Raw genomic sequence first — 23,725 nt, 5'->3', positions numbered from 1 at the left:
ATCGGCTCTTCCAGCGGCGGTGTCCAACACGAGGCCACCCCCGCGAATGTCCGGGTCTGGGCAACGTCTAGAGTGGCGTGGTACGCGCGAGCCTTTACCGGGACTTCACACGGTTCGGGCTCGCTGGGATGTCTCTGTCAGGGGTGTGCGTGACGGCCGTTGAATCCCGTCCAGCGGGGATTATCGGGACGAGCCAGAGCCCGAGCCGGCGGCCGATCGGGGCCCGGGTCAAGGCGTTCGTGGCGCTGACCAAGCCGCGGATCATCGAACTGCTGCTGATCACCACCGTTCCGGTGATGTTCCTGGCGCAGCAGGGCGTGCCCGACCTGCGGCTCGTGCTGCTGACCTGCCTCGGCGGCTACCTCTCCGCGGGCGGCGCCAACGCGCTGAACATGTACATCGACCGCGACATCGACGCGCTGATGGACCGCACCTCGCAGCGCCCGCTGGTCACCGGCATGGTGAGCCCGCGCGAGTGCCTGGCCTTCGGCATTACCCTCGCGGTGGTCTCGACGCTGCTGTTCGGCCTGACCGTCAACTGGCTGAGCGCCTGGCTGGCGCTCGGCGCGCTCCTCTTCTACGTCGTCGTCTACACGATGATCCTCAAGCGCCGTACCTCCCAGAACATCGTCTGGGGCGGCATCGCGGGCTGCATGCCGGTGCTGATCGGCTGGTCCGCGGTCACGAACTCGCTGTCGTGGGCGCCCGTCATCCTCTTCCTGGTCATGTTCTTCTGGACGCCGCCGCACTACTGGCCGCTGTCCATGAAGGTCAGGGAGGACTACGCGCGCGTGGGCGTGCCGATGCTCCCGGTCGTCGCCTCCAACAAGGTCGTCGCCAAGCAGATCGTGCTCTACAGCTGGGTCATGGTCGCGGTCTCGCTGCTGCTGACCCCGCTCGGCTACACGGGCTGGTTCTACACGCTGGTCGCCCTGGTGGCCGGTGGCTGGTGGCTGTGGGAGGCGCACGCCCTGCAGAACCGGGCGAAGGCCGAGGTGACGGGCGCGAAGCTGAAGGAGATGCGGCTGTTCCACTGGTCCATCACCTATGTCTCGCTGCTGTTCGTCGCGGTCGCGGTGGACCCCTTCCTGCGCTGACGTACGCGTGACGTGCGCCTGACGTACGTCACAGTGCCCTGGCCTCGCCAGTCGATCTACCGGTGAGTAGCATCCTGACCATGGCAGACACGCAAGCGGTTGACGCGAAGGCCGAGCGCCGGGTGGCCAAGCTGGCCAAGCAGATCAGCGCCTTCTCCAAGGCACACGGCGGCGCCGAGGGTCAGGTGGCCTACATCGGCGAGCGCGGTGCCCGGATCGTCCTCGTCGGAGAGGACGGCGGCTGGGGCGACCTGGTGGCCCCGACCTACCGGATCGCCGAACAGGCGGTGGCGAAGGCGGGCATCACTGTTCACGAAGAGTTCGACGGCGAGTTCGCGGCGAAGGTGAAGACCGGGCCGTACGAGTGGTCGCGGATGGCCGGAATTCAGGTCGGCGGCCCGAAGAACGGCTGAGGCGTTCCGCCCGCACCCCTCACCCCGGTTCACCCGTTAAGCCCCATAAAGGCGAGCGCGGGGAGTCCGGATGATCGAAACGCCGTCCCTCGTGGACCAGTACTGCCACGGAGTGCTCCGCACCGAGCTGGGCCTCGGCACGTTCGAGGCCCGGCTCGCCCGGACCGAGGGGCCGCCCGCTCCCGGCACGACCCTCTTCGACACGCAGACGGGTTTCGCCGTACGCCGCTGGTGCCCCCCGCTGCTGGGGCTGGAACCGCACTGCCCGCCCGCCCGCTATCTCGCCCGGCGCCGGGAACTCGGCGTACTGGAGGCGGGCCGGCGGCTGCTGCGCGGCAGCGGCATCACGACGTATCTGGTCGACACCGGACTGCCCGGCGACCTCACCGGACCCGAGGAACTGGCCTGCGCCGGAGCCGCGGACGCGCATGAGATCGTGCGCCTGGAACTCCTCGCGGAACAGGTCGCCGACACCTCCGGAACCGTCGAGTCCTTCCTGGCCAACCTCGCCGAGTCGGTCCACGGCGCCGCCACGCACGCGGTCGCCTTCACCTCGGTCGCGGGCGTGCGGCACGGGCTGGCGCTGGCACCCGAACCGCCGGGTCCGGGCGAGGTGCGCGGCGCGGCCGGGCGCTGGCTCGCCGGGCGACGGGTGGGCGGGGAGCTGACCGATCCGGTGCTGCTGCGGCATCTGCTGTGGAGCGCGGTCGCCTCGGGGCTGCCGCTCCAACTGCACGCGGGACTCGGGGAGCCGGGACTGCGCATCGACCGTACGGACCCGGTCCTGCTGACCGACTTCGTCCGCGCCACGGCGGGACTCGGCACCGACCTGATCCTGCTGCACGGCTATCCGTACCACCGGCACGCCGCCCACCTGGCCGGCGTCTTCCCCCACGTCTACGCCGACTCCGGCGCCGCCCTGGTCCGCACCGGCGCCCGCGCGGCGACGGTCCTCGCCGAGATCATGGAACTCGCCCCCTTCGGCAAGATCCTCTTCTCCAGCGGCGGCCAGGAACTCCCGGAACTCCACGTCGTGGGCGCCCGCCTCTTCCGCGAGGCCCTCGGCCGCGTCCTCGGCACCTGGGTCGCGGAGAGCGCGTGGTCCCTGGCGGACGCCCAACGGGTGGCCGGCCTGATCGCGGCGGGGAACGCCCGGCGGGTGTACGGGCTGGACTGAGCCGGGCTCAGGCCTTGCTGAGCGCCGCCTCGGCCGCCGGTCCCGGCACCGCGACCTCCTCCGTCGGCCGTTCCCGCAGCGCCAGCAGCACTCGCAAGGTGCCGATCCACACCAGGCAGGAGCCGAACATGTGGACTCCGACCAGGATCTCGGGGAGGTCGGTGAAGTACTGGACGTACCCGATGACGCCCTGGCCGAGGAGGATCAGGAACAGGTCGCGGGTGCGCGAGAGGGGGCCGGGCGGGGCGTCGACCGCCTTGAGGACGAACCACAGGGCGAAGGTCAGGGTTACCACGATCCAGGCCAGGACCGCGTGCAGCTTGCTGACGTTCTCCCAGTCCAGCGGCATCCGCTCGACCTCACTGGAGTCGCCCGCGTGCGGGCCCGCGCCGGTGACGACGGTGCCGACCGCGATCAGGAGGACCGTGGCCGCGACCAGGACCCGGACCAGCTGCTGAACCGACGTGCCGACCAGTGGGCGCGGCGCCTCGTCGCCCTCGCGGGTGCGCTGCCACATCACCGTGGCGACCGCGATCAGCGCCGAGGAGAGCAGGAAGTGCGCGGCGACCGTGTAGGGGTTCAGACCGACCAGCACGACGATCCCGCCGAGGATCGCGTTGCCCATCACCACCCAGAACTGCGCCCAGCCCAGCCGGGTCAGGCTGCGCCGGTACGGCTTCTCGGAGCGCGCGGCGATGATCGCCCAGCCGACCGCGGCGCACAGCACGTACGTCAGCAGGCGGTTGCCGAACTCGATGTAGCCGTGGATGCCCATCGCGGCGGTGTTGTGGATCGAGTCCTCGGTGCACTTCGGCCAGGTCGGGCAGCCGAGCCCGGAGCCGGTGAGCCGCACGGCGCCGCCGGTGACCACGATGACCACCGACATGACGAGGGCGGCGAGGGCCGCGCGCTGGACCGTCTTCGGATCCGGGGTCCAGCGTGCGGCGATGAAGGCGAGCGGGTTGCGCACGGCCGCTACGGCGTCGGCGAGGGTCACTTTTGGCACGCGCCCTATCGTAGGCCCGACCTTGTGCACGCTTTCACGAGGGGGCTACTCCCAGCGGAAGAACTTCCCCGCCGCGGCTAGCCCGGCCGCCGACCACACCGCGAGAATCCCCAGGTCGGCCCAGGGCATCCCGGCCCCGTCGCGCAGCACGTCCCGCAGTCCGTCCGACAGCGCGGCGATCGGCAGCAGCCCGAGCACGTCCTGTGCCGCGTCCGGGAACTTGTCCAGCGGCACGATGACCCCGCCGCCCACCAGCAGCAGCAGGAAGACCAGGTTGGCGGCGGCGAGCGTGGCCTCGGCCTTCAGGGTGCCCGCCATGAGCAGGCCGAGGCCGGAGAAGGCGGCCGTGCCGAGGACCAGCAGCAGCACCACGGCCAGCGGGTTGCCCTGCGGGTCCCAGCCGAGCGCGAAGGCGATGACGGTCACCAGCAGCACCTGGAGAACCTCGGTGACCAGGACCGACAGGGTCTTCGCCGTCATCAGGCCCCAGCGGGGGAGCGGGGAGGAGGCGAGGCGCTTGAGGACGCCGTAGCGGCGCTCGAAGCCCGTGGCGATGGCCTGGCCCGTGAACGCCGTGGACATCACCGAGAGCGCGAGGATGCCGGGGGCGAGGAAGTCGACGGCCTCGCCTTCGCCGGTGTCCACGACGTCCACCGTGCTGAACAGGACCAGCAGCAGGGTCGGGATGATCACGGTGAGCAGCAGCTGCTCGCCGTTGCGCAGGAGCATCTTCGTCTCCAGCGCCGCCTGAGCCATGATCATGCGGGGGAGCGGGGCGGCCCCGGGCTTCGGGGCGTACGTACCCACGGTCATGAGCGCAGCTCCTTGCCGGTCAGCTCCAGAAAGACGTCTTCGAGGGTGTGCCGTTCCACCGAGATCCTCTCCGGCATCACCCCGTGCTGGGCGCACCAGGAGGTGACCGTCGCGAGGAGTTGCGGGTCGACCTTGCCGGCCACCCGGTACGAGCCCGGGGTCAGTTCCGCCGCCGTGCAGTCCGCGGGGAGGGCCTTGAGCAGGGAACCGACGTCGAGGCCCGGGCGGCCGGTGAAGCGCAGGGTGTTCTCGGCGCCGCCGCGGCACAGCTCCTCGGGGGAGCCCTGGGCGATGACCCGGCCCGCGTCGATGATCGCCACGTCGTCGGCGAGCTGCTCGGCCTCGTCCATGTAGTGGGTGGTGAGGATCACCGAGACGCCGTCCGTGCGCAGGTCGCGCACCAGGTCCCAGGTCGCGCGGCGCGCCTGCGGGTCGAGGCCGGCCGTCGGCTCGTCCAGGAACACCAGCTCCGGGCGTCCTACGACGGCCATGGCGAGCGCGAGCCGCTGCTGCTGGCCGCCGGAGAGGCGCCGGTAGCTGGTCCGGCCGCAGCCGCCGAGGCCCAGGCGCTCGATGAGGGCGTCCACGTCGAGGGGGTGGGCGTGCAGCCTGGCCACGTGGCGGAGCATCTCCTCGGCCCGGGCGCCCGAGTAGACGCCGCCGGACTGGAGCATCACGCCGATCCGGGGCCGCAGCTCACCGGACTGGCGCACCGGGTCGAGGCCCAGGACGCGCACGGTGCCGGAGTCGGGCTCGCGGTACCCCTCGCAGGTCTCGATCGTGGTCGTCTTGCCCGCGCCGTTGGGTCCGAGTACGGCGGTCACACCCGCCCGGGCCACCAGGTCGAGGCCGTCCACCGCGGTCTTCGTGCCGTACCGCTTCACCAGGGCCTGCACTTGGACCACGGGCTCAGTTCGCATGGCTCAAGAGTCTAGGTAGCGGCCCGTCCACCCGAAGCGGCGGGTTCAGATCTCCTCCGCCGAGGGGCGGTGGATCTCCAGCCACCGCCGCGCGTAGGCCACCGCGTCCGCGACGGGGAACAGCCGCACGTCGGCGGCGCCCACCTTCCCTCGTACGACGGGACGGTCCCGCTCGAAGTCGTGCCCCAGCTCGTCGAATCGGTCCGAGCTGATCGACACCTCGGTGACGGTCTCCCAGCCCAGGGGGCCGGGGCGGCCCACCTTCACCAGGGGAGAGGGGATGCGGTACTCGGCGAGGTGGAAGCTGGTGCAGGCGTCGTAGCCGGCCCCGAGGAGCAGCACGCGCGCGTGGAGCGCCTCCAGGCGGGCCAGCGGGCTGTGCTCGCCGAGCCGGCAGTCGGTGGCGTGAGCGTCGACGATGTCCGCCGCGCGCGGGCCGACGGCGGCGAAGGAGGTCTGCGGATGGGCGCTGCGCAGGGCTCCGGGCCAGGTCCGTACGGTCTCCGGGATCACGCCGACCCCGCGCGTGGGGGTCACCCGGGGGTCGTAGGCGGGCATCGTCGCCCGGATCGGTTCCCACCACTCCTCGGGGACGGGCGGGTTTCCCCAGACGGCCGGGTCGGAGAGGTCGCCCGACTGCGTGGGAACCACGAGGGTGCCCTCTTGGCCCAGTGCGTCGAGAAGACCTTGGACGACCGCCACGGCCCCTCCGCAGACCCAGCCGAGTGAGCTGAGCGAGGAGTGCGCGAGGAGGATTTCGCCGGGTTTGACACCCAGCTCGCGAAGGCCCTCGGCGAGGGTCGTCCGAGTGACAAGTGGGCCGGTCGGAGGGGGTGTCGACATGCCTCGGGAGTCTCCCGGACCGGCTCCCGCGGCGCCAGCGATTTGTGCCGGCGTTTGATCGATCAAAGATCGTTTGCGCAGGTCAGATTAGGTATACCTAAGTGACGCAGGGCACCGTCCATGGGTTCGGACGGCGCTTGCCCGACTCTGAGGAATTACGCAACAATGGCGTTGTGAAAAACGTCGGCGAGGCCCATGAGGAGCTCGCGACCGGTGAGCGGTCCACCCGCAACCGGGTCGCGCGGTCCATCCTGGATCACGGCCCGTCGACCGTCGCCGAGCTGGCCGGACGGCTGGGGCTCACCCAGGCCGCCGTACGACGGCATCTGGACGCGCTCGTCGCCGACGAGGTGGTGGAGGCGCGGGAGCAGCGGGTGTACGGCGCGCGGACGCGCGGGCGGCCCGCCAAGGTCTTCGCGCTCACCGACTGCGGACGCGACGCCTTCGATCAGTCGTACGACAAGCTCGCCGCGGACGCCCTGCGTTTCATCCAGGAGCGGTTCGGCGGGGACGAGGCCGTCGTCGAGTTCGCCCGCGCGCGGATCGCCGAACAGGCCGCCGCGTACCGCGAGGCCATCGAGGCCGCAGCCCCCGAGGAGCGCACCGAAGCCCTGGCCAAGGCCTTGAGCGCGGACGGGTACGCTGCTACCGCGCGGAGCGCACCGGTCGGCGAACAGCTGTGCCAGCACCACTGCCCTGTCGCCCATGTCGCGGAAAAGTTCCCGCAGCTCTGCGAGGCGGAGACCGAGATCTTCTCCCAGCTGCTCGGAACCCACGTGCAGCGACTGGCGACCATCGCGCACGGCGACGGCGTCTGCACGACGTTCATCCCCAAGATTTCCCACAACGCATCTGCAAGCACGGCCGGGAGGAACCCCGCATGACTCTCCCTACGGAGACTGCTCACCCCGAACTCGAGGGCCTGGGCAAGTACGAATACGGCTGGGCCGACTCCGACGAGGCCGGCGCCTCTGCCAAGCGCGGTCTGAACGAGGACGTCGTCCGGGACATCTCCGCGAAGAAGTCCGAGCCGGAGTGGATGACCAAGCTCCGCCTCAAGGGCCTGCGCCTGTTCGACAAGAAGCCCATGCCGAACTGGGGCTCGGACCTCTCGGGCATCGACTTCGACAACATCAAGTACTTCGTACGCTCCACGGAGAAGCAGGCGGAGTCCTGGGAGGACCTGCCCGAGGACATCAAGAACACGTACGACAAGCTCGGCATCCCGGAGGCGGAGAAGCAGCGCCTCGTCGCCGGTGTCGCGGCCCAGTACGAGTCCGAGGTCGTCTACCACCAGATCCGCGAGGACCTGGAGGAGCAGGGCGTCATCTTCCTCGACACCGACACGGCTCTGAAGGAGCACCCGGAGCTCTTCAAGGAGTACTTCGGCACCGTCATCCCGGTCGGCGACAACAAGTTCGCCTCGCTGAACACCGCCGTGTGGTCGGGCGGCTCCTTCATCTACGTCCCGCCGGGCGTGCACGTGGAGATCCCGCTCCAGGCCTACTTCCGTATCAACACGGAGAACATGGGCCAGTTCGAGCGGACCCTGATCATCGTCGACGAGGGTGCCTACGTGCACTACGTCGAGGGCTGCACCGCCCCGATCTACAAGTCGGACTCGCTGCACTCCGCGGTCGTCGAGATCATCGTCAAGAAGAACGCCCGCTGCCGTTACACGACCATCCAGAACTGGTCGAACAACGTCTACAACCTGGTCACCAAGCGCGCTGTGGCGTACGAGGGCGCGACCATGGAGTGGATCGACGGCAACATCGGCTCCAAGGTGACGATGAAGTACCCGGCCGTCTACCTGATGGGCGAGCACGCCAAGGGCGAGACCCTGTCGATCGCCTTCGCGGGCGAGGGCCAGCACCAGGACGCCGGTTCCAAGATGGTCCACATGGCGCCGAACACCTCCTCCAACATCGTGTCGAAGTCCGTGGCGCGTGGTGGCGGCCGTACCTCCTACCGCGGTCTGGTCGAGATCGGCGAGGGCGCGGCCGGATCGAAGTCCAACGTGCTGTGCGACGCGCTGCTCGTGGACACCATCTCCCGCTCCGACACCTACCCGTACGTCGACGTCCGCGAGGACGACGTGTCCATGGGTCACGAGGCGACCGTCTCCAAGGTCTCCGAGGACCAGCTCTTCTACCTGATGAGCCGCGGGCTCAGCGAGTTCGAGGCGATGGCGATGATCGTGCGCGGCTTCGTCGAGCCGATCGCCAAGGAGCTGCCCATGGAGTACGCCCTCGAGCTCAACCGGCTGATCGAGCTGCAGATGGAAGGCGCGGTCGGTTAACACCGGCGCCCGTACCAGCAGCCAGCGAAACCTGACGTAGGAAGAGAGCAGACCGACAGCCATGGCTGAGGCTCAGAACACCCCGGTGGGCAGCAGCACCACCGCAGGCGCCATCGCGGTGGCCGCCGAGTCCACCGTCGCCACGCGCATGAGCGCGCCCCCCTCCTTCGACGTGGCGGACTTCCCGGTCCCGCACGGCCGTGAGGAGGAGTGGCGGTTCACCCCGCTGGAGCGCCTGCGCGGCCTGCACGACGGCACCGCCGCCGCCACCGGCGACGGCGTGAAGGTCACCGTCGAGGCGCCCGAGGGTGTCGTCGTCGAGACCGTCGGCCGCGACGACGCGCGGCTCGGCAAGGCGGGCACCCCGGTGGACCGCATCGCGGCCCAGGCGTACTCCGCCTTCGAGAAGGCCTCGGTCGTGACCGTGCCGAAGGAGACCGTGCTCGCCGAGCCGATCCGCATCGCGGTGCACGGCGAGGGCGGTACCGCCTTCGGCCACCAGGTCATCGAGCTCGGCGCCTTCGCCGAGGCCGTCGTGGTCATCGACCACACCGGTGACGCGGTGCTCGCCGCCAACGTCGACTACCTCCTGGGCGACGGCGCCAAGCTGACCGTCGTCTCCGTCCAGGACTGGGACGAGAAGGCCGTGCACGTCGCCCAGCACAACGCCCTGGTCGGCCGGGACGCGAGCTTCAAGTCCGTGGTCGTCACCTTCGGCGGCGACGTCGTGCGGCTGCACCCGCGCGTGAACTACGCGGGCACCGGCGGCGAGGCCGAACTGCTCGGTCTGTACTTCACCGACGCCGGTCAGCACCAGGAGCACCGTCTCCTCGTCGACCACAACACCCCGCACTGCAAGTCCAACGTCGTCTACAAGGGCGCGCTCCAGGGCGAGCAGGCGCACGCGGTGTGGATCGGTGACGTGCTCATCGAGGCCAAGGCCGAGGGCACCGACACCTACGAGATGAACCGCAACCTGGTCCTCACCGACGGCGCCCGCGTCGACTCGGTGCCGAACCTGGAGATCGAGACCGGCGAGATCGTCGGCGCCGGCCACGCCTCGGCCACCGGCCGCTTCGACGACGAGCAGCTCTTCTACCTGATGGCCCGCGGCATCCCGGAGCACGAGGCCCGCCGCCTCGTCGTCCGCGGCTTCTTCGCCGAGCTGGTCCAGCAGATCGGTGTCGACGACATCGAGGAGCGGCTCATCGCGAAGATCGAGGAGGAGCTGGAGGCTTCGGTCGCATGACCACCTTCGTACGCGCCTGTGGGCTGAGCGAGCTGGAGGAGGACACCCCGAAGCGGGTGGAACTCGACGGCACGCCGGTCTCGGTCGTCCGTACCGAGGGGGAGGTGTTCGCCATCCACGACATCTGCTCCCACGCGAACGTCTCGCTCTCCGAGGGCGAGGTGGAGGACTGCCAGATCGAGTGCTGGCTGCACGGCTCCGCGTTCGACCTCCGCACCGGCAAGCCGTCCGGCCTTCCCGCGACGCGCCCCGTCCCCGTATACCCCGTAAAGATCGAAGGGGACGACGTGCTCGTCTCCCTCAACCAGGAGTCCTGAGGCACCCATGGCTACGCTTGAAATCCGAGACCTGCGCGTCACCGTCGAGGCCGACAACGCCGAGAAGGAGATCCTCAAGGGCGTCGACCTCACCGTGAAGCAGGGCGAGACGCACGCCATCATGGGCCCCAACGGCTCCGGCAAGTCGACCCTCGCCTACTCCCTCGCCGGTCACCCGAAGTACACGATCACCGGCGGCACCGTCACCCTCGACGGCGAGGACGTCCTGGAGATGTCCGTCGACGAGCGGGCCCGCGCCGGCCTGTTCCTGGCGATGCAGTACCCGGTCGAGGTCCCCGGTGTCTCCGTGTCGAACTTCCTGCGCACCTCCGCCACCGCGATCCGCGGCGAGGCCCCCAAGCTGCGCACCTGGGTGAAGGAGGTCAAGGAGGCCATGGAGCGCCTCAACATGGACCCCTCCTTCGCCGAGCGCAACGTCAACGAGGGCTTCTCCGGCGGTGAGAAGAAGCGCCACGAGATCCTTCAGCTGGAGCTGCTCAAGCCGAAGGTCGCGATCCTCGACGAGACCGACTCCGGTCTGGACGTCGACGCCCTGCGCATCGTCTCCGAGGGCGTCAACCGCGTCCGCGAGACCGGTGAGGTCGGCACGCTGCTGATCACGCACTACACGCGCATCCTGCGCTACATCAAGCCGGACCACGTCCACGTCTTCTCCGGCGGCCGCATCGTCGAGTCCGGCGGCGCCGAGCTCGCCGACAAGCTGGAGAACGAGGGCTACGAGGCTTACACGAAGGGTGGCGCATCCGAGTGACACAGCTGCCGGGCCTCCTCGACGCAGAGGCGCTCCGCAAGGACTTCCCGATCCTCGATCGGGTGCTCCACGACGGCAAGAAGCTCGTGTACCTGGACAACGCGGCGACCTCGCAGAAGCCGCGCCAGGTGCTGGACGCCCTGAGCGAGTACTACGAGCGCTACAACGCCAACGTCCACCGCGGTGTGCATGTGCTCGCCGAGGAGGCCACGGCGCTGTACGAGGGCGCGCGGGACAAGGTCGCGGAGTTCATCAACGCGCCCAGCCGCGACGAGGTGATCTTCACCAAGAACGCCTCGGAGTCCCTCAACCTCGTGGCCAACATGCTGGGCTGGGCCGATGAGCCCTACCGCGTGGACCACGAGACCGAGATAGTCATCACCGAGATGGAGCACCACTCCAACATCGTGCCGTGGCAGCTGCTCGCGCAGCGCACGGGCGCGAAGCTGAAGTGGTTCGGTCTCACCGACGACGGCCGTCTCGACCTGTCGAACATCGACGAGATCATCACCGAGAAGACGAAGATCGTCTCCTTCGTGCTGGTGTCGAACATCCTCGGCACGGTCAACCCGGTCGAGACGATCATCCGCCGGGCCCAGGAGGTCGGTGCGCTCGTCTGCATCGACGCCTCCCAGGCCGCCCCGCACATGCCGCTGGACGTGCAGGCCCTGCAGGCCGACTTCGTGGCCTTCACCGGCCACAAGATGTGCGGTCCGACCGGCATCGGCGTCCTCTGGGGCCGCCAGGAGCTGCTGGAGGACCTGCCTCCGTTCCTCGGCGGCGGCGAGATGATCGAGACGGTGTCGATGCACTCGTCGACGTACGCCCCCGCCCCGCACAAGTTCGAGGCGGGCACCCCGCCGATCGCGCAGGCGGTCGGTCTGGGCGCGGCGATCGACTACCTGAACTCGATCGGCATGGACAAGATCCTCGCCCATGAGCACGCGCTCACCGAGTACGCCGTGCGGCGCCTCCAGGAGGTCCCTGACCTGCGGATCATCGGCCCCACCACGGCCGAGGACCGGGGCGCGGCGATCTCCTTCACGCTCGGCGACATCCACCCGCACGATGTCGGCCAGGTGCTGGACGAGCAGGGCATCGCGGTCCGGGTGGGCCACCACTGCGCCCGTCCGGTCTGCCTGCGGTACGGAATTCCTGCGACCACGCGAGCGTCGTTCTATCTGTACTCCACGCCGGCCGAGATCGACGCACTGGTGGACGGCCTGGAGCACGTCCGGAACTTCTTCGGCTGAGGGGTTGGCGAGCGATCGCATGAAGCTTGACTCGATGTACCAGGAAGTCATCCTGGACCACTACAAGAACCCGCACGGTCGGGGCTTGCGGGATGGCGACGCCGAGGTGCACCACGTCAACCCGACGTGCGGTGACGAGATCACCCTCCGGGTGAAGTACGACGGCACGACGATCAAGGACGTCAGCTACGAGGGCCAGGGCTGCTCGATCAGCCAGGCCTCGGCCTCCGTGCTGAACGAGCTGCTGGTCGGCAAGGAGCTGGCCGACGCGCAGAAGGTCCAGGAGACCTTCCTGGAGCTGATGCAGTCCAAGGGCAGGATCGAGCCCGACGACGCCATGGAGGAGGTCCTGGAGGACGCGGTCGCGTTCGCGGGAGTCTCCAAGTACCCGGCGCGGGTGAAGTGCGCTCTCCTGAGCTGGATGGCGTGGAAGGACGCGACGGCCCAGGCCCTGGGCGGAGCCGACGCCGAAAGGAAGACCGCATGAGCGAGACCGTTGAGATGAAGCCCGCCTCGGAAGAGGAGATCCGCGAGGCGCTGTACGACGTCGTCGACCCCGAGCTGGGCATCGACGTCGTCAACCTCGGCCTGATCTACGGCATCCACATCGACGACGCGAACATCGCGACCATCGACATGACGCTGACCTCGGCGGCCTGTCCGCTGACCGATGTCATCGAGGACCAGGCCAAGTCCGCCACGGACGGCCTCGTCAGCGAGCTGCGCATCAACTGGGTCTGGATGCCGCCGTGGGGTCCGGACAAGATCACGGACGACGGCCGCGAGCAGCTTCGGGCGCTCGGGTTCAACGTCTGAGACGTACCCGCAGCCCGTGGAAGCGGCGACGCCCTGAGGGCGTCGCCGCTTCCGGCGTTTCTCAGCCCCTTCAGGTCACCAGCCGGAACGCCGAGTCCGCGCGGTAGAGCTCGCTCGACTGGAGCGGGTCCAGGCGGAGGCGGAAGTTCTCGTGCCGCAGATAGCGGCCCGGGTAGTTCACCGACTCCAGCATGATCGCGCCGGGGTGGGACGCGGTGCGGGGGCAGAAGGTGGCGTCCTGGGCGAAGAGCGGGGAACCGTCGTGCGGTTCGGCGCGCAGGACGAAGTCGCGGTGGCGGAGATAGCGGCCGTCCGCCGTGGCGAAGGAGTAACAGGACGGCTCGGCCAGGCCCTTGAGCGGCTTCAGGGGCGTGGGATGGGCGCCGAGGACGACCAGGCCGTCGTCCACCTGCCAGTGGCGGTCCGGGTAGTTGACCGAGCGGACCGAGCGCCAAGGGGTGACGGGCGGCTGCGTGGGGCTCGGTGACGCGGACGCTGTCTGCTCAGGGGTGGCCGTTGGGGTCGCGCCGGTCTTCGCCGGGTGCGCGGAGGGGCGCTTCGCGGCCTTCGCCGGCGGTGGCTTGGTCGGCGTATCGCCGGCGGACGGGTCGGCGAAGGAGATCAGGCCCGGTGGGGCGGCGCTCGTCGACTCCGTCGCGGCGCGTGACGGTTCGTCAGGCGCCCTGCGGGTCATGGCTGTCGCCGTCACGCACGCGGCGACGGTGGCCAGCGCCAGGGCTCCGGCCAGCCAGAGGCGGCGAGTGCCCGGAGTCCGGGAGGTGTCGGGTGCCCAGCCGCTCTCCCAGGAACGCTCCTGAGGGGGCCGGGACTTGTCGTGTGGCATGCGCTTTCCTTCGGCGGCGCTGTGGGGTCACGGCCGCGGTGTGCGATGGCCCGTTGTGTGAACGCTGAAACAGTAGTGGAGCGTGTGGCGGTGGGGGCGGGCGTTTCACCACATCGAAGTGAGCGCTTTCCGCACTGCGGCCCGCGCCGGTCCGCTGTGCGTCAGCTCTTGTGTACGCGCGTACGCATCGCTGTGTACGCTTGTACACATGGGATACCTGACGCTCGCCGGCGCCATCGCCGCCGAGGTGGCCGCGACCACCGCCATGAAGTACAGCGACGGCTTCAGCAGGCTCTGGCCGTCGCTGCTGACGGCACTCGGGTACGTCGTCTCCTTCACCCTGCTCGCCCAGACCCTGAAGACCGTCGGCATCGGCGCCGCCTACGCGATCTGGGCCGGCGTAGGCACCGCGAGCATCGCCGTCATCGGCCTCGTGGCCTTCGGCGAGGCGCTGACCCTCACCAAGGTCACGGGGATCCTGCTGATCGTCGCGGGGGTCGTGGTCCTGAACCTGGGAGGGGCGCACTGATGGCCCGGCGCTACGACCCGGAGCGACGGCAGCGGATCATCGACGCGGCGATCAGGGTCGTGGGCGCGAAAGGGCTCGCCGGGCTGACCCACCGTTCGGCCGCGGCCGAGGCCGATGTCCCGCTCGGCTCGACGACGTACCACTTCGCGACCCTGGACGAGCTGATGGTCGCCGCCCTGCGCCAGGCGAACGAGGGCTTCGCCAAGGTCATCGCGGCGCGCGGGGCCCTGTCCGACCCGACGGCCGACCTCGCGGACGAACTGGCCGGCTGGATGGGCGAGTGGCTCGCGGGCGACCGCACGGGTGTGGAACTGGAGTACGAGCTGTACCTGGCCGCACTGCGCCGCCCCGCCCTGCGTCCGGTCGCCGCCGAGTGGGCGGAGGATCTGGCGGAGCTGCTCGGCCGCCGCACGGATCCGGTCACGGCCCGGGCGCTGGTGGCCCTGATGGACGGGATCTGCCTCCAGGTGCTGCTCACCGGGGCGCCGTACGAGGAGAGTTACGCGCGCGAGATGCTGGGCCGGGTCATCGGCGCCTGAGCCGCCCGCCGGCGGCGGACGTCCGGCAAAGGCGTGAACCCTCACCGCCCCTGCGGGTAACAGCGGGTGTCATGCTCAGCCAGATCCCCTGCCCCGGAGGGCCCGTGACCGGACCGCCACCACCGCGCGAGGACGCCGAGGTCGTTCTCCAGTCTCTGGAGGAGCCGGAACTCTTCGCCCGGCTCTACGACAGATACGCCCCCGACATCCACCGTTACGTCGCCCGTCGCCTCGGCAGCGGCGCGGCGGACGACATCACCGCCGAGACCTTCCTCATCGCGTTCCGCACCCGGTCCCGCTACGACACCGCTCGGCCCAACGCCCGCCCCTGGCTCTACGGCATCGCGGGCAACCTCGTCGGCAGGCAGCGCCGTACCGAGGTGCGGGCCCTGCGCGCGCTGGCCCGCACCGGCCACGACCCGGTGGCCGAGTCCTGGTCCGAACGGGCCGACGACCGGCTCGCCGCACAGTCCGCGAACGCCCCGCTCGCCGGAGCGCTGGCAGGGCTCTCCGCCGGCGACCGGCATGTGCTGCTGCTCGTCGCCTGGGCCGACCTGACCTATCAGGAGGTCGCCGAGGCACTCGGCATCCCCGTCGGCACCGTCCGCTCCCGGCTCAACCGCGCCCGCCGCAAGGTCCGTACGGCGCTCGGCGCCGATCCCGCATTCACGCTCGACGCCACGGAGGTGGTCTGACGATGGACGAGATGACGGCGGTCCGCGAGCTGCGGGCCGAGGCGCCCCGGGCGCGGCGGGCCGACCTGATCACCGGCCGGGACAAGCTGCTGGCCGAGGCCGGCCGCGGCGGCCGGGTGCGCCGGCTGCGGGCCGACTGGCGGCTGGCGGCGGTCGGCGCGGCGGCCGCGATCACCGTGGCCGCGGTGGTCGGCACACAGGTGGCGGGCGGCTCCGGGGAGACGCAGCCGGGCAGCCGGCCGGGCTACACCGTCGAGCTGGGCAGCGCGAAGGACCTGCTCGACGACGCGGCGGACGCGATTGCCGCGGGCGGTGGGGTCAGTGCCCACGACGGTCAGTGGATCTACACGAAGACCGTCGAGACCAACCTGTCCGACGACGAACGGCCCGGTCCGCGGACCGAGGAACGCTGGACGAAGTACGCCGATCCGGCCATGGAGGACGGCAAGGCGGGCGACGACCACTCGCCCAGGGAGCAGGCCGAGTTCCTCAGGAGCCTGCCGGACGACCCGGCACGGGTACGGTCCAAGGCGCGCGCCTTCTACTCCGCCACCGACGACTACGAGAGCCGCGTCGAGCACGAGTACCGGGCGCTCACCGCGCTCATCAGCCGCGCGTACGTCTACGAACCCGAGGACCTCGCCAAGGTCTACCGGGCGCTGGCCACGATCCCCGGGGTACGGGCCGCGAACGTCGAGGACGCGGCCGGGCGGGACGCGATCGCCCTGTACCTCAAGAGCTCCCGCCCGGGCCAGGACCGGGACGAGACGCTCATCGACCCGGCCACCCACCTCTACAGCGGGCACCGCTGGGTGAGCGGCAAGGACGACACGGAGTGGAAGAAGGGCGACGCCGTCATCAGCCTCGCCCTGCTGCGGACGGCGGTCGTGGACCAGCGGGACGAGCGGCCCTGACCTGGCCTCCGATGCGCCCGGCACGTGAGATGCCGGGCGCATCGGTTCGCTCCGGCGGGCCCTGAGAAGTTAGGTTGCCCTCATGACCGACACGACTGCACCTCGCACCACCGGCGCCGTTGCCGCCGGCCTCGCCACGATCGCCGCCGACGGCACCGTCCTCGACACCTGGTTCCCCGCGCCCGAGCTGTCCGCCGAGCCCGGCCCGTCCGGCACGGAGCGGCTGTCCGCCGAGCGTGCCGTGGAGCTGCTCGGTGAGGGCGCCGCGAAGGCGATCGGCCCGGACGCCCGCCGGGGCGTGGAGGTGGTGGCGGTGCGCACGGTCATCTCCGCCCTCGACGGGAAGCCGATCGACGCCCACGACGTCTACCTGCGCCTGCACCTTCTCTCCCACCGCCTGGTCAAGCCGCACGGCCAGAGCCTGGAGGGCATGTTCGGCTTCCTCGCCAACGTCGCCTGGACCTCGCTCGGCCCGGTCGCGGTCGACGACATCGAGAAGGTCCGCCTCAACGCCCGCGCGGAGGGCCTGCACCTCCAGGTGACCTCGATCGACAAGTTCCCGCGCATGACGGACTACGTGGCGCCGAAGGGTGTGCGCATCGCCGACGCCGACCGGGTCCGCCTCGGTGCGCACCTCGCCGAGGGCACGACGGTCATGCACGAGGGCTTCGTCAACTTCAACGCCGGCACGCTCGGTACGTCGATGGTCGAGGGCCGGATCTCCGCGGGTGTCGTCATCGGCGACGGCTCGGACATCGGTGGCGGCGCGTCGACCATGGGCACGCTGTCCGGTGGCGGCAACGTGATCATCTCGGTCGGCGAGCGGTGCCTGATCGGCGCGGAGGCCGGTGTGGGCATCGCGCTGGGCGACGAGTGCGTGGTGGAGGCGGGGCTGTACGTCACCGCGGGTACGCGCGTCACGATGCCGGACGGGCAGATCGTGAAGGCTCGTGAGCTGTCGGGCGCGTCGAACATCCTGTTCCGGCGGAACTCGGTCACCGGCACGGTGGAGGCTCGGCCGAACAACGCGGTGTGGGGCGGGCTGAACGAGATTCTGCACAGCCACAACTAGCTGCGCTGAAGGGGCGGTTGGGTAGGTGGGAGCTGCGGGCCGGTGGGGGCTTGTCGCGCACACGCGGCGGAGCCGCATGTCGACACAGCCCCGCGCCCCTAAGTAGCGAAACTTGCCGCGAACTTCTTCAGTGCTCTGAAATCCGGGTCCCGCAAACCGATCCTCGGGTTCACGTGGTGCAGCAGTGCGGGGGCCGGATGGTGTTCCCGCACATACCTCCCGTCCGCCTCGCTCTGTTCGTCGTCCACCCAGGCGAACGGGCGGCCTGCCGCGTACTCCACGATCGCCGCCGTCTTCCAGTGGACGCCGTCGGGGCGTTCCGCGAACAGGCCCTCGCCGAAGTCGACGTAGGGGAGTTGGGGGAGTCCGATGACCGGGGCGATCCAGCGGTTCGCGGCGTCCATCCAGGTCGTGGCCCAGCAGAGCTCGTAGCCGAGGGACAGCAGGGCCTCGCCGTGGGAGGGGTTCAGCCAGACGCGGAGGGGCCTGCCGGGGTGCAGGGCCACTCTGATCGTCGTGCAGCCCTCGGGGCGGCGTTCGGGCTGGGCGGCCCAGGGGTTCAGGGGGCCGTCGACGTCCAGGAACAGCAGGGGGCGGGTCACGGCGTCACCGTACGGGAGCGGGCGGGGGCGAGTCCGGAAATATTTCTGAGCCGTCGGCATAGCCAGGCGTGGGCGCGCGCGTCATTCCCCGTGGAGGGGGCGGACAGGGGGTCCGTCCGGGGAAGCGAAGGTGACGATGGATGGCGAGGCGCAGGACAGTTTCCGCCGGTTCGTGGAGAACCGGTCGTCCGCGCTGCTGAGGACCGCCGTGCTGCTCAGCGGCGGGGACCGGCACGCCGGTGAGGACCTGCTGCAGAGCGCGCTGCTCAAGGCGGCCGGGCGGTGGCACCGGATCGACGAACCCGAGGCCTACGTACGGCAGGTGCTGTACCGGCAGCAGGTCAGCCGCTGGCGGCTGAAGTGGCGGCGGAGGGAGGTCAGCGTCGCCGAGCCGCCCGACGTCGGCGCCCGGCCCGACGACTCCGCCGCCGCGGAGCTGCGGCTGCTCATCCGCGGCGCCCTCGCCCGGCTCACCCCGCGCCAGCGCACCGTGCTCGTGCTGCGCTACTTCGAGGACCTGCCCGAGGCCGAAGTGGCCCGGATCCTCGGCTGTTCCGTCGGGACCGTGCGGTCCACCACCCATCGCTCCCTCGCCCGGCTGCGCGCCCTCGCGCCCGAGCTGGCCGGGCTCAGGGTTCCGGAGCGACTGAACGAGCTGACCCCCGTGGAGGTACGTCCGTGAACGTCGAGGAACTCGTGCGTGACGCCCTGCGGGAGACCGCCGAGGCGCAGGGACCGGCGCGGCCCGGTCTCGCCGACCGGGTGCTGGCCGTACGCCGGCGCCGACGCGGCCGTAGGATCGCCGCCGCCGTGGCGGCCACCGTCGCGGTCGTGGCGCTCGCGGTGGGTGTGCCGCAGCTCGACTCGGGCGGGGACGACGTCCGGCCCGCGGGCCTGCTCGACGGCGGAGGGACCCACGCGCATCCGAACCAGTCGCCGCCGCGCGAGCTGATCGCGGCGGGCGAGGTCGCGATGGCCGCCTACTACACCCTCAAGGTGCGGGACGAGGGCGATCACGGGCTGCTCGTGCGGACGTACTGGCTGCTCGATCCGGAGAGCGGCAGGTACGAGAAGGACGACCGGTGGTCCTACGTCGCCGTCGCTCCCGGGCTGCGGACCGCCGCCGTGCTGGAGCGTTCGCTGCCCGCCCGGCGGATCGGGCTGCTCGACCTCGCGACGGGGGAGGTCGAGCGGTGGATCCCGGTCGGACGTGGGGTGGGCGCGCTCGCGTACTCGGCGGACGGGACAAAGCTCGTCGCGACGACGTACGACGAGAATCCCGATCTGGCGAAGCATCGGGCCGTCGGCGAGGACGGCGAGGTGTCCTGGGGCGTGGGTGCCGGGGAGTCCAGCCGGACCGGGTTCCTCGTCCTGGACCCGGCCGTGGAGAGCCCGGGGACCTGGGGGAGTGCCCCTGGTGACCGGCGGGTCAGTGCGCGCGCGGACTTCGAGTTCAGCCGCGACGGACGGCTGGTGTACTCCCAGATCGTCGGCGGGCGCGCCGGGATGCAGCAGTTCCACGATCTGACGGGCCGGAAGGTCGCCGCACCCGCGGACGAGCGGCACCTGCGCTCCGACGTCGACGCCCGGCTCTCCCCGGACGGCACGCTCGCCGCCTGGGGTCTGAGCAAGGAGCGGCCGGACACGTCGTACTCCTCGATCCGTGATCCCCGTACCGGCGAGGAGATCACCAAGGTGCGCGGCGCCGAGCTGATCGCCTGGGCGGACGACCGGCGGCTCATCGCCTGGGAGCGGACCGCGGGCCGGGAGGCCTACGAGCCGCGGCTCGCGCTGGTCACCCTCGGCAGCGACAAGGTGCGCTGGCTGAGCGGGCCACGGGTGCAGGGGAACGACGTCCAGTGGAGCTGGGAGCCGGTCTTCGCCCGGCGCTGATCAGTTCTCCGCCAGGGTGTTGTACGCCCTCAGCAGCCCGTCGGTCGCCTCGCGGCCGGCGGGCCGCAGCGGTGCGCGGACCGGGCCCGCGGGCAGGCCGAGTTCGTTCAGCAGGGCCTTGGCGGTGACCGTGCCGGGCAGGCCCGCCGACATCATCGCCTCGATGAGCGGGGTGGCCCGCCGCTGAATGCGGGCCGCCCGCGCCGTGTCGCCCGCGTCGAACGCGTCGAGGACCGCGCGCAGGGGGGCCGCGGCCGCGTTGGACACCGTGCTGATGTATCCCGCGCCGCCGACCGCGTACAGCGCGAGGTTGTGTTCGTCGCAGCCCGCGTAGTACGCCAACTCCGTGGCTCCGATGACCTTCTGGGCGGCGAGGAAGTCGTAGGAGCAGTCCTTCACCGCCACGATCCTCGGGTGTTCGGCGAGCCGGAGCATGGTGTCGGCCTCGATGCGGACACCGGTGCGGCCCGGGATGTCGTAGACCGCGATCGGCAGGCCCGAGGCGTCGGCGATCTCGCGGAAGTGCGCCTCCAGCGCGTCCTGTGGCGGCCTGCTGTAGTAGGGCGCCACCACCAACAGGCCGTCCGCGCCCGCCTTTTCGGCCGCCAGCGACAGTTCGACGGTGTGCCGGGTGTCGAAGGTGCCGACTCCGGCGAGCACCGACGCCCGCGCGCCGACCGCCTCCTTCACCGCCTGGACGAGGCGGGCCTTCTCCTCGTCCGTGGTGGTCGGCGACTCGCCCGTGGTGCCGGAGAGCACCAGGCCCTCGCAGCCGTCGGACACCAGCCGGTCCGCGAGCCGCTGCGCGCCGTCGAGATCGAGCGCGCCCTCCTCGGTGAAGGGCGTGATCATGGCGCAGAGGGCGCGGCCGAAGGGGGAGCGCGTGGTCGTCATGACAGTAGTCTCGACAGGGCCACTCTGAAGCTCCACTTAAATTTCCTACGAGATATCGCTAAGCGTTGCTGTGAGGTCTGGGCTGTGGAAAGGCCCTATGTCCAAAGTGGGGTGCCATGGGTCACTATGGGCCGGACGGTCAACGACCCCTGGTCCTGGAGGCGTCATGAAGCTCGGCAAGGCACTCGCCACCGGAGTCGCGGAGGAGCGGCCCCGGGTCCACGAGGAAGAGCTCGAACAGCCCGAGACGATCGAGGAGATCAAGGAAGCGCGGGCCCCCGAAGAGGTCCCGGCCGCCCGATGAGGCTGCGGCTTCCGGAGGAACGCCCTGCGGAGCCGCCGACCGGATACAAGATCGCCCACGCGGTCCTGGCGCACGACGGTTCCCGGGCCGGCTTCACCGGGGTGTCGCTCGGTGGGGCGCTGCCGTACGGGGTGCTGGCCGACGCGTCCTGCGTGTACGGCTTCCGGCACCGCTCGCCGCACCGGCGGTGCGACTGCGGCTTCCACTGTGTGCACGACCGCACGGCCGCCGAGGCGCTGCTGTGCACGGCCGAGCATCGGGCGGCCGTGTTGCTGGAGGTCTCGGTGCTGGGGCGGTACCTCCGCTTCGAGTTGGGCTTCCGCTACGCCCGGCAGCGGGTGCGCGTGGTGACGGTGGGGCCGTGCGGCTGCGGCGCGGTCGCCGTGGCGCTGGCCGACGCGGGGTGGGGGCGGCCCGGTTGGCGAGGGCTCGGGCCCTCCTGCGCGGGCTGCCTGCGCGGCCGTACGTCGGTCTCGCTCGCCTCGTTCGCCCGGCTCGCCGGGGAGGGGGTGCGGGTGATCGCCGGGGCGGGGGCCGCGGTGGCGGGACCCCAGGTGCCCGAACTCTCCTCCGGGGCTGACCTCGGTGTGCCCGAACTGGCCGCCGAGGCCGCCCTGTGGCAGGCCCGCCTCGACTGGTTCCAGACGCAGCTGGCGGCGCTCGGTGAGCGCGGGCGGGGTGGCGAAGGACAGGGATAGCGGAGGCCGTTCGGGGTACCCGCGTGTTCCGAGCCGAGAGGAGGCGGACACCGTGACCGGGACCACGGCCCCCGGGCCCGCACGCGACGAGCGGCACTCCGTGGGTGAACTCGTCGGGCAGGCGACCGAGCAGCTGTCCCTGCTCGTACGACAGGAAATGGCCCTCGCCAAGGAGGAGCTGGCCGAGAAGGCCCGGCGCGCCGGGCGCGGGAGCGGACTGCTGGGCGCGGCCGGCGCCGTCGCCTACGCCGGCGTGCTCGCCCTGGCGGGTACGGCCGTCGCCGCTCTCTCGCTGACGCTGTCCGTCTGGGCGGCGGCGCTGATCGTGACGGCGGTGCTGTTCGCCGTCGCGGGCGTGCTGGGCGCGACCGGTCGTACCCAGCTCAGGCGCGCCGCACCGCCCACGCCCGAGGAGACCCTCGACAGCGTCAGGGCCGATGTCGAGGAGATCAGGGAAAGGGCACACCGATGACGGACAAGTCAGTACCGGACGTGACCGGGGCCAAGGGCCCCGACGAGCTGCGCCGGCAGATACAGCAGACCAGGAAGCAACTCGGCGGCACCGTCCAGGAGCTGGCCGAGAAGGCGGACGTGAAGGGCCGCGCCAAGGCCCGCGCCGCCGACCTGAGGGACCGGGCCGGCGCGCTGACGGTGCAGCTGCGCAGCAGCGCCGTCCAGGCCGGGCACAGCGCACAGGACACGGCGACCCGGGCCGGGCACACCGTGCACGACCAGGCGACCCGGGCGGGGCACGCCGTGGAGCACCGGGTGCCCCTTCCTGTCCGGAGCGCGGTGCAGAACGGACTGCGGCACCCGCGGCCGGTCCTGGTGGCCGGCGCGGTGGTGGGCGCGGTGATCGCCGTACAGGCGATGAGGCGCCGCGGCAGGCACTGAGGCGGAGTACGGGCGGCGCGGTTCCGGGGGTGACCGGAGCCGCGCCGCCCGTCGTCGTGCGCGGCCCAACATGCCCCGCGTTTGCGCCACTTGACCTCAACCAAGCTTGAGGTCGGAGGCTGGTCCCCGTACCGATCACCGACGTACTGGAGGCCGGCCATGACCCGCCGTACCGATGTCCACCCCGACCCCGCCCGGCCCGAGGCCGGGGCGCCCTTCTTCAGCACCTGGCGGGTGGGAACCCCCGAGCGCCAGGAGCGGACCGTCGAGGCCATCGCAGGCACCTGGGAGCGGCGGCCCTGGGGCAGCCCCGACCTGCTCGGCTACCACGTCTACGCCGGGCACGACGGCAGCACGCTCATGCACTACTCCCAGTGGCGCGACGAGCAGGGCTACGAGGCTTTCTTCAAGACGCGCCGGCAGGAGCGCAACGACGAGATCGACACCGCCGTGCCCGGGATCGAGCGGGTGCGCCTGGACCGGTACCGGCTCCACCGCAGCCGCCTCCGCGCCGCCGGTGACACCCGTGTGCCCGGTCTGATCGTCACCGTCCGGATCGACTTCGAGCCCGAAGCCGCCGACAAGCGGGGCGACTGGGTCGACACCGTCCTCACCGCCCTGGGCGGCCCCATCGGCGACCCCGGCCTCATCTCCGCCCATTTCCACCTCAGCACCGACGGCAGCCACGTCCTCAACTACGCCGAGTGGGAGAACGATCAGTCCTACGACGCCGCCATCGAGGCCCCGGAGACCCCGGAGTGGGCCCGCGTGCGGACTTACCCGGGGATCAAGGGGTTCACCGGCAGCCGGTACCGGCACGCTCTGGGGCTGGTGCCCTGACCCCGGCCCACCGACAACTCCACCCTCCT

30 protein-coding genes are annotated in these 23,725 nt (G+C 70.9%); 23 read left to right on the top strand and 7 right to left on the bottom strand.

Going from position 1 to position 23,725, the window contains the following annotated elements:
* Nucleotides 1–128: 128 nt before the first annotated feature.
* The 3 genes from AC068Z_RS29630 to AC068Z_RS29620 all read left to right on the top strand — a co-directional run bounded on the left by AC068Z_RS29630 (nt 129) and on the right by AC068Z_RS29620 (nt 2,687).
* On the top strand, nt 129–1,097 hold the full coding sequence (locus tag AC068Z_RS29630; protein ID WP_478562214.1) for a heme o synthase: 969 nt from the start codon (nt 129–131) through the stop codon (nt 1,095–1,097).
* Nucleotides 1,098–1,177: 80 nt separating this feature from the next.
* Nucleotides 1,178–1,510, top strand: coding sequence for a hypothetical protein (locus tag AC068Z_RS29625; protein WP_478562211.1), 333 nt, complete (start codon nt 1,178–1,180; stop codon nt 1,508–1,510).
* Between the two features lie 70 nt (nt 1,511–1,580).
* Nucleotides 1,581–2,687: an amidohydrolase family protein gene (locus AC068Z_RS29620; RefSeq protein ID WP_478562208.1), complete on the top strand. Its 1,107-nt coding sequence runs from the start codon at nt 1,581–1,583 to the stop codon at nt 2,685–2,687.
* Nucleotides 2,688–2,694: 7 nt separating this feature from the next.
* Here AC068Z_RS29620 and AC068Z_RS29615 read toward each other — a convergent pair whose 3' ends face one another.
* The 4 genes from AC068Z_RS29615 to AC068Z_RS29600 are packed head-to-tail and all read right to left on the bottom strand — an operon-like array spanning nt 2,695 to nt 6,269.
* Nucleotides 2,695–3,684 (bottom strand): COX15/CtaA family protein, encoded by a 990-nt coding sequence (locus AC068Z_RS29615; protein ID WP_478562981.1) that lies wholly within the window; start codon nt 3,682–3,684, stop codon nt 2,695–2,697.
* Between the two features lie 54 nt (nt 3,685–3,738).
* The gene (locus AC068Z_RS29610; protein ID WP_478562205.1) at nt 3,739–4,506 is read right to left on the bottom strand and encodes an ABC transporter permease; all 768 of its coding nucleotides are present in this window, start codon (nt 4,504–4,506) and stop codon (nt 3,739–3,741) included.
* Nucleotides 4,503–5,426, bottom strand: coding sequence for an ABC transporter ATP-binding protein (locus tag AC068Z_RS29605; RefSeq protein ID WP_478562202.1), 924 nt, complete (start codon nt 5,424–5,426; stop codon nt 4,503–4,505). The genes AC068Z_RS29610 and AC068Z_RS29605 overlap by 4 nt, the downstream gene beginning before the upstream one ends.
* A gap of 45 nt (nt 5,427–5,471) precedes the next feature.
* Nucleotides 5,472–6,269 (bottom strand): AAC(3) family N-acetyltransferase, encoded by a 798-nt coding sequence (locus tag AC068Z_RS29600; RefSeq protein ID WP_478562199.1) that lies wholly within the window; start codon nt 6,267–6,269, stop codon nt 5,472–5,474.
* 173 nt (nt 6,270–6,442) lie between these two features.
* Here AC068Z_RS29600 and AC068Z_RS29595 point away from each other — a divergent pair, with 173 nt between their 5' ends.
* From AC068Z_RS29595 to AC068Z_RS29560, 8 genes are all read left to right on the top strand, one after another.
* Nucleotides 6,443–7,153 (top strand): helix-turn-helix transcriptional regulator, encoded by a 711-nt coding sequence (locus tag AC068Z_RS29595; RefSeq protein WP_478562196.1) that lies wholly within the window; start codon nt 6,443–6,445, stop codon nt 7,151–7,153.
* Nucleotides 7,150–8,571 carry a Fe-S cluster assembly protein SufB gene (sufB, locus tag AC068Z_RS29590; protein WP_478562193.1) on the top strand — a complete coding sequence of 474 codons (1,422 nt, stop codon included), beginning with the start codon at nt 7,150–7,152 and terminating at the stop codon, nt 8,569–8,571. The genes AC068Z_RS29595 and sufB overlap by 4 nt, the downstream gene beginning before the upstream one ends.
* A gap of 61 nt (nt 8,572–8,632) precedes the next feature.
* Nucleotides 8,633–9,820: a Fe-S cluster assembly protein SufD gene (sufD, locus tag AC068Z_RS29585; protein ID WP_478562190.1), complete on the top strand. Its 1,188-nt coding sequence runs from the start codon at nt 8,633–8,635 to the stop codon at nt 9,818–9,820.
* The gene (locus AC068Z_RS29580; RefSeq protein ID WP_359693280.1) at nt 9,817–10,137 is read left to right on the top strand and encodes a non-heme iron oxygenase ferredoxin subunit; all 321 of its coding nucleotides are present in this window, start codon (nt 9,817–9,819) and stop codon (nt 10,135–10,137) included. Before sufD ends, AC068Z_RS29580 begins: the two co-directional genes overlap by 4 nt.
* 7 nt (nt 10,138–10,144) lie before the next feature.
* A complete protein-coding gene (gene sufC / locus AC068Z_RS29575; protein WP_478562185.1) occupies nt 10,145–10,909 on the top strand; it encodes a Fe-S cluster assembly ATPase SufC in 765 nt (254 codons plus the stop codon).
* Nucleotides 10,906–12,162: a cysteine desulfurase gene (locus tag AC068Z_RS29570; RefSeq protein WP_478562182.1), complete on the top strand. Its 1,257-nt coding sequence runs from the start codon at nt 10,906–10,908 to the stop codon at nt 12,160–12,162. The genes sufC and AC068Z_RS29570 overlap by 4 nt, the downstream gene beginning before the upstream one ends.
* Nucleotides 12,163–12,181: 19 nt before the next feature.
* Nucleotides 12,182–12,649, top strand: a complete 468-nt coding sequence (gene sufU, locus AC068Z_RS29565) for a Fe-S cluster assembly sulfur transfer protein SufU (RefSeq protein ID WP_478562179.1) — start codon at nt 12,182–12,184, stop codon at nt 12,647–12,649.
* Nucleotides 12,646–12,978 (top strand): metal-sulfur cluster assembly factor, encoded by a 333-nt coding sequence (locus AC068Z_RS29560; protein ID WP_412487170.1) that lies wholly within the window; start codon nt 12,646–12,648, stop codon nt 12,976–12,978. Before sufU ends, AC068Z_RS29560 begins: the two co-directional genes overlap by 4 nt.
* A 70-nt stretch (nt 12,979–13,048) precedes the next feature.
* Here AC068Z_RS29560 and AC068Z_RS29555 read toward each other — a convergent pair whose 3' ends face one another.
* Complete coding sequence (locus AC068Z_RS29555) at nt 13,049–13,822, bottom strand: AbfB domain-containing protein (protein WP_478562174.1); 774 nt, start codon at nt 13,820–13,822, stop codon at nt 13,049–13,051.
* A gap of 208 nt (nt 13,823–14,030) precedes the next feature.
* On the opposite strand from AC068Z_RS29555, the gene AC068Z_RS29550 reads away from it, so the two are divergent.
* The 5 genes from AC068Z_RS29550 to dapD all read left to right on the top strand — a co-directional run bounded on the left by AC068Z_RS29550 (nt 14,031) and on the right by dapD (nt 17,571).
* Entirely contained in the window at nt 14,031–14,351 is a 321-nt protein-coding gene (locus tag AC068Z_RS29550; RefSeq protein ID WP_478562171.1) for a DMT family transporter, read from the top strand.
* Nucleotides 14,351–14,890, top strand: coding sequence for a TetR/AcrR family transcriptional regulator (locus AC068Z_RS29545; protein ID WP_478562169.1), 540 nt, complete (start codon nt 14,351–14,353; stop codon nt 14,888–14,890). Before AC068Z_RS29550 ends, AC068Z_RS29545 begins: the two co-directional genes overlap by 1 nt.
* Nucleotides 14,891–14,994: 104 nt before the next feature.
* Nucleotides 14,995–15,585, top strand: coding sequence for an RNA polymerase sigma factor (locus tag AC068Z_RS29540; protein ID WP_478562166.1), 591 nt, complete (start codon nt 14,995–14,997; stop codon nt 15,583–15,585).
* A 2-nt stretch (nt 15,586–15,587) separates the two neighbouring features.
* Complete coding sequence (locus AC068Z_RS29535) at nt 15,588–16,499, top strand: CU044_5270 family protein (protein WP_478562163.1); 912 nt, start codon at nt 15,588–15,590, stop codon at nt 16,497–16,499.
* Nucleotides 16,500–16,581: 82 nt separating this feature from the next.
* Entirely contained in the window at nt 16,582–17,571 is a 990-nt protein-coding gene (gene dapD / locus AC068Z_RS29530; RefSeq protein WP_478562160.1) for a 2,3,4,5-tetrahydropyridine-2,6-dicarboxylate N-succinyltransferase, read from the top strand.
* Nucleotides 17,572–17,669: 98 nt separating this feature from the next.
* Here the strand turns inward: dapD and AC068Z_RS29525 are convergent, their stop codons facing one another.
* Nucleotides 17,670–18,173 carry an HAD domain-containing protein gene (locus tag AC068Z_RS29525; protein WP_478562157.1) on the bottom strand — a complete coding sequence of 168 codons (504 nt, stop codon included), beginning with the start codon at nt 18,171–18,173 and terminating at the stop codon, nt 17,670–17,672.
* Nucleotides 18,174–18,309: 136 nt separating this feature from the next.
* Between AC068Z_RS29525 and AC068Z_RS29520 the strand changes: the two genes are divergently transcribed.
* Both AC068Z_RS29520 and AC068Z_RS29515 read left to right on the top strand, forming a co-directional pair.
* Nucleotides 18,310–18,855, top strand: coding sequence for a SigE family RNA polymerase sigma factor (locus AC068Z_RS29520; protein ID WP_478562978.1), 546 nt, complete (start codon nt 18,310–18,312; stop codon nt 18,853–18,855).
* On the top strand, nt 18,852–20,066 hold the full coding sequence (locus AC068Z_RS29515; protein WP_478562155.1) for a WD40 repeat domain-containing protein: 1,215 nt from the start codon (nt 18,852–18,854) through the stop codon (nt 20,064–20,066). The genes AC068Z_RS29520 and AC068Z_RS29515 overlap by 4 nt, the downstream gene beginning before the upstream one ends.
* On the opposite strand, the gene dapA is transcribed toward AC068Z_RS29515, so the two are convergent.
* Complete coding sequence (gene dapA, locus AC068Z_RS29510; protein ID WP_478562152.1) at nt 20,067–20,960, bottom strand: 4-hydroxy-tetrahydrodipicolinate synthase; 894 nt, start codon at nt 20,958–20,960, stop codon at nt 20,067–20,069. It abuts the gene before it with no gap.
* Between the two features lie 166 nt (nt 20,961–21,126).
* On the opposite strand from dapA, the gene AC068Z_RS29505 reads away from it, so the two are divergent.
* The 5 genes from AC068Z_RS29505 (at nt 21,127) to AC068Z_RS29485 (ending at nt 23,696) form a co-directional block, all read left to right on the top strand.
* Nucleotides 21,127–21,264, top strand: coding sequence for a hypothetical protein (locus AC068Z_RS29505; protein ID WP_478562149.1), 138 nt, complete (start codon nt 21,127–21,129; stop codon nt 21,262–21,264).
* Complete coding sequence (locus AC068Z_RS29500; RefSeq protein ID WP_478562147.1) at nt 21,261–21,962, top strand: hypothetical protein; 702 nt, start codon at nt 21,261–21,263, stop codon at nt 21,960–21,962. The genes AC068Z_RS29505 and AC068Z_RS29500 overlap by 4 nt, the downstream gene beginning before the upstream one ends.
* A gap of 52 nt (nt 21,963–22,014) precedes the next feature.
* Complete coding sequence (locus AC068Z_RS29495; protein WP_478562144.1) at nt 22,015–22,434, top strand: phage holin family protein; 420 nt, start codon at nt 22,015–22,017, stop codon at nt 22,432–22,434.
* Complete coding sequence (locus AC068Z_RS29490; RefSeq protein WP_478562141.1) at nt 22,431–22,856, top strand: DUF3618 domain-containing protein; 426 nt, start codon at nt 22,431–22,433, stop codon at nt 22,854–22,856. Before AC068Z_RS29495 ends, AC068Z_RS29490 begins: the two co-directional genes overlap by 4 nt.
* A 159-nt stretch (nt 22,857–23,015) precedes the next feature.
* Complete coding sequence (locus tag AC068Z_RS29485) at nt 23,016–23,696, top strand: antibiotic biosynthesis monooxygenase (protein WP_478562138.1); 681 nt, start codon at nt 23,016–23,018, stop codon at nt 23,694–23,696.
* Nucleotides 23,697–23,725 lie beyond the last annotated feature (29 nt).

The organism is Streptomyces sp. NPDC043726 (assembly GCF_056436565.1).
Note: the sequence above shows the minus strand (reverse complement) of the source record. Positions and strands in the feature narration are given on the sequence as shown.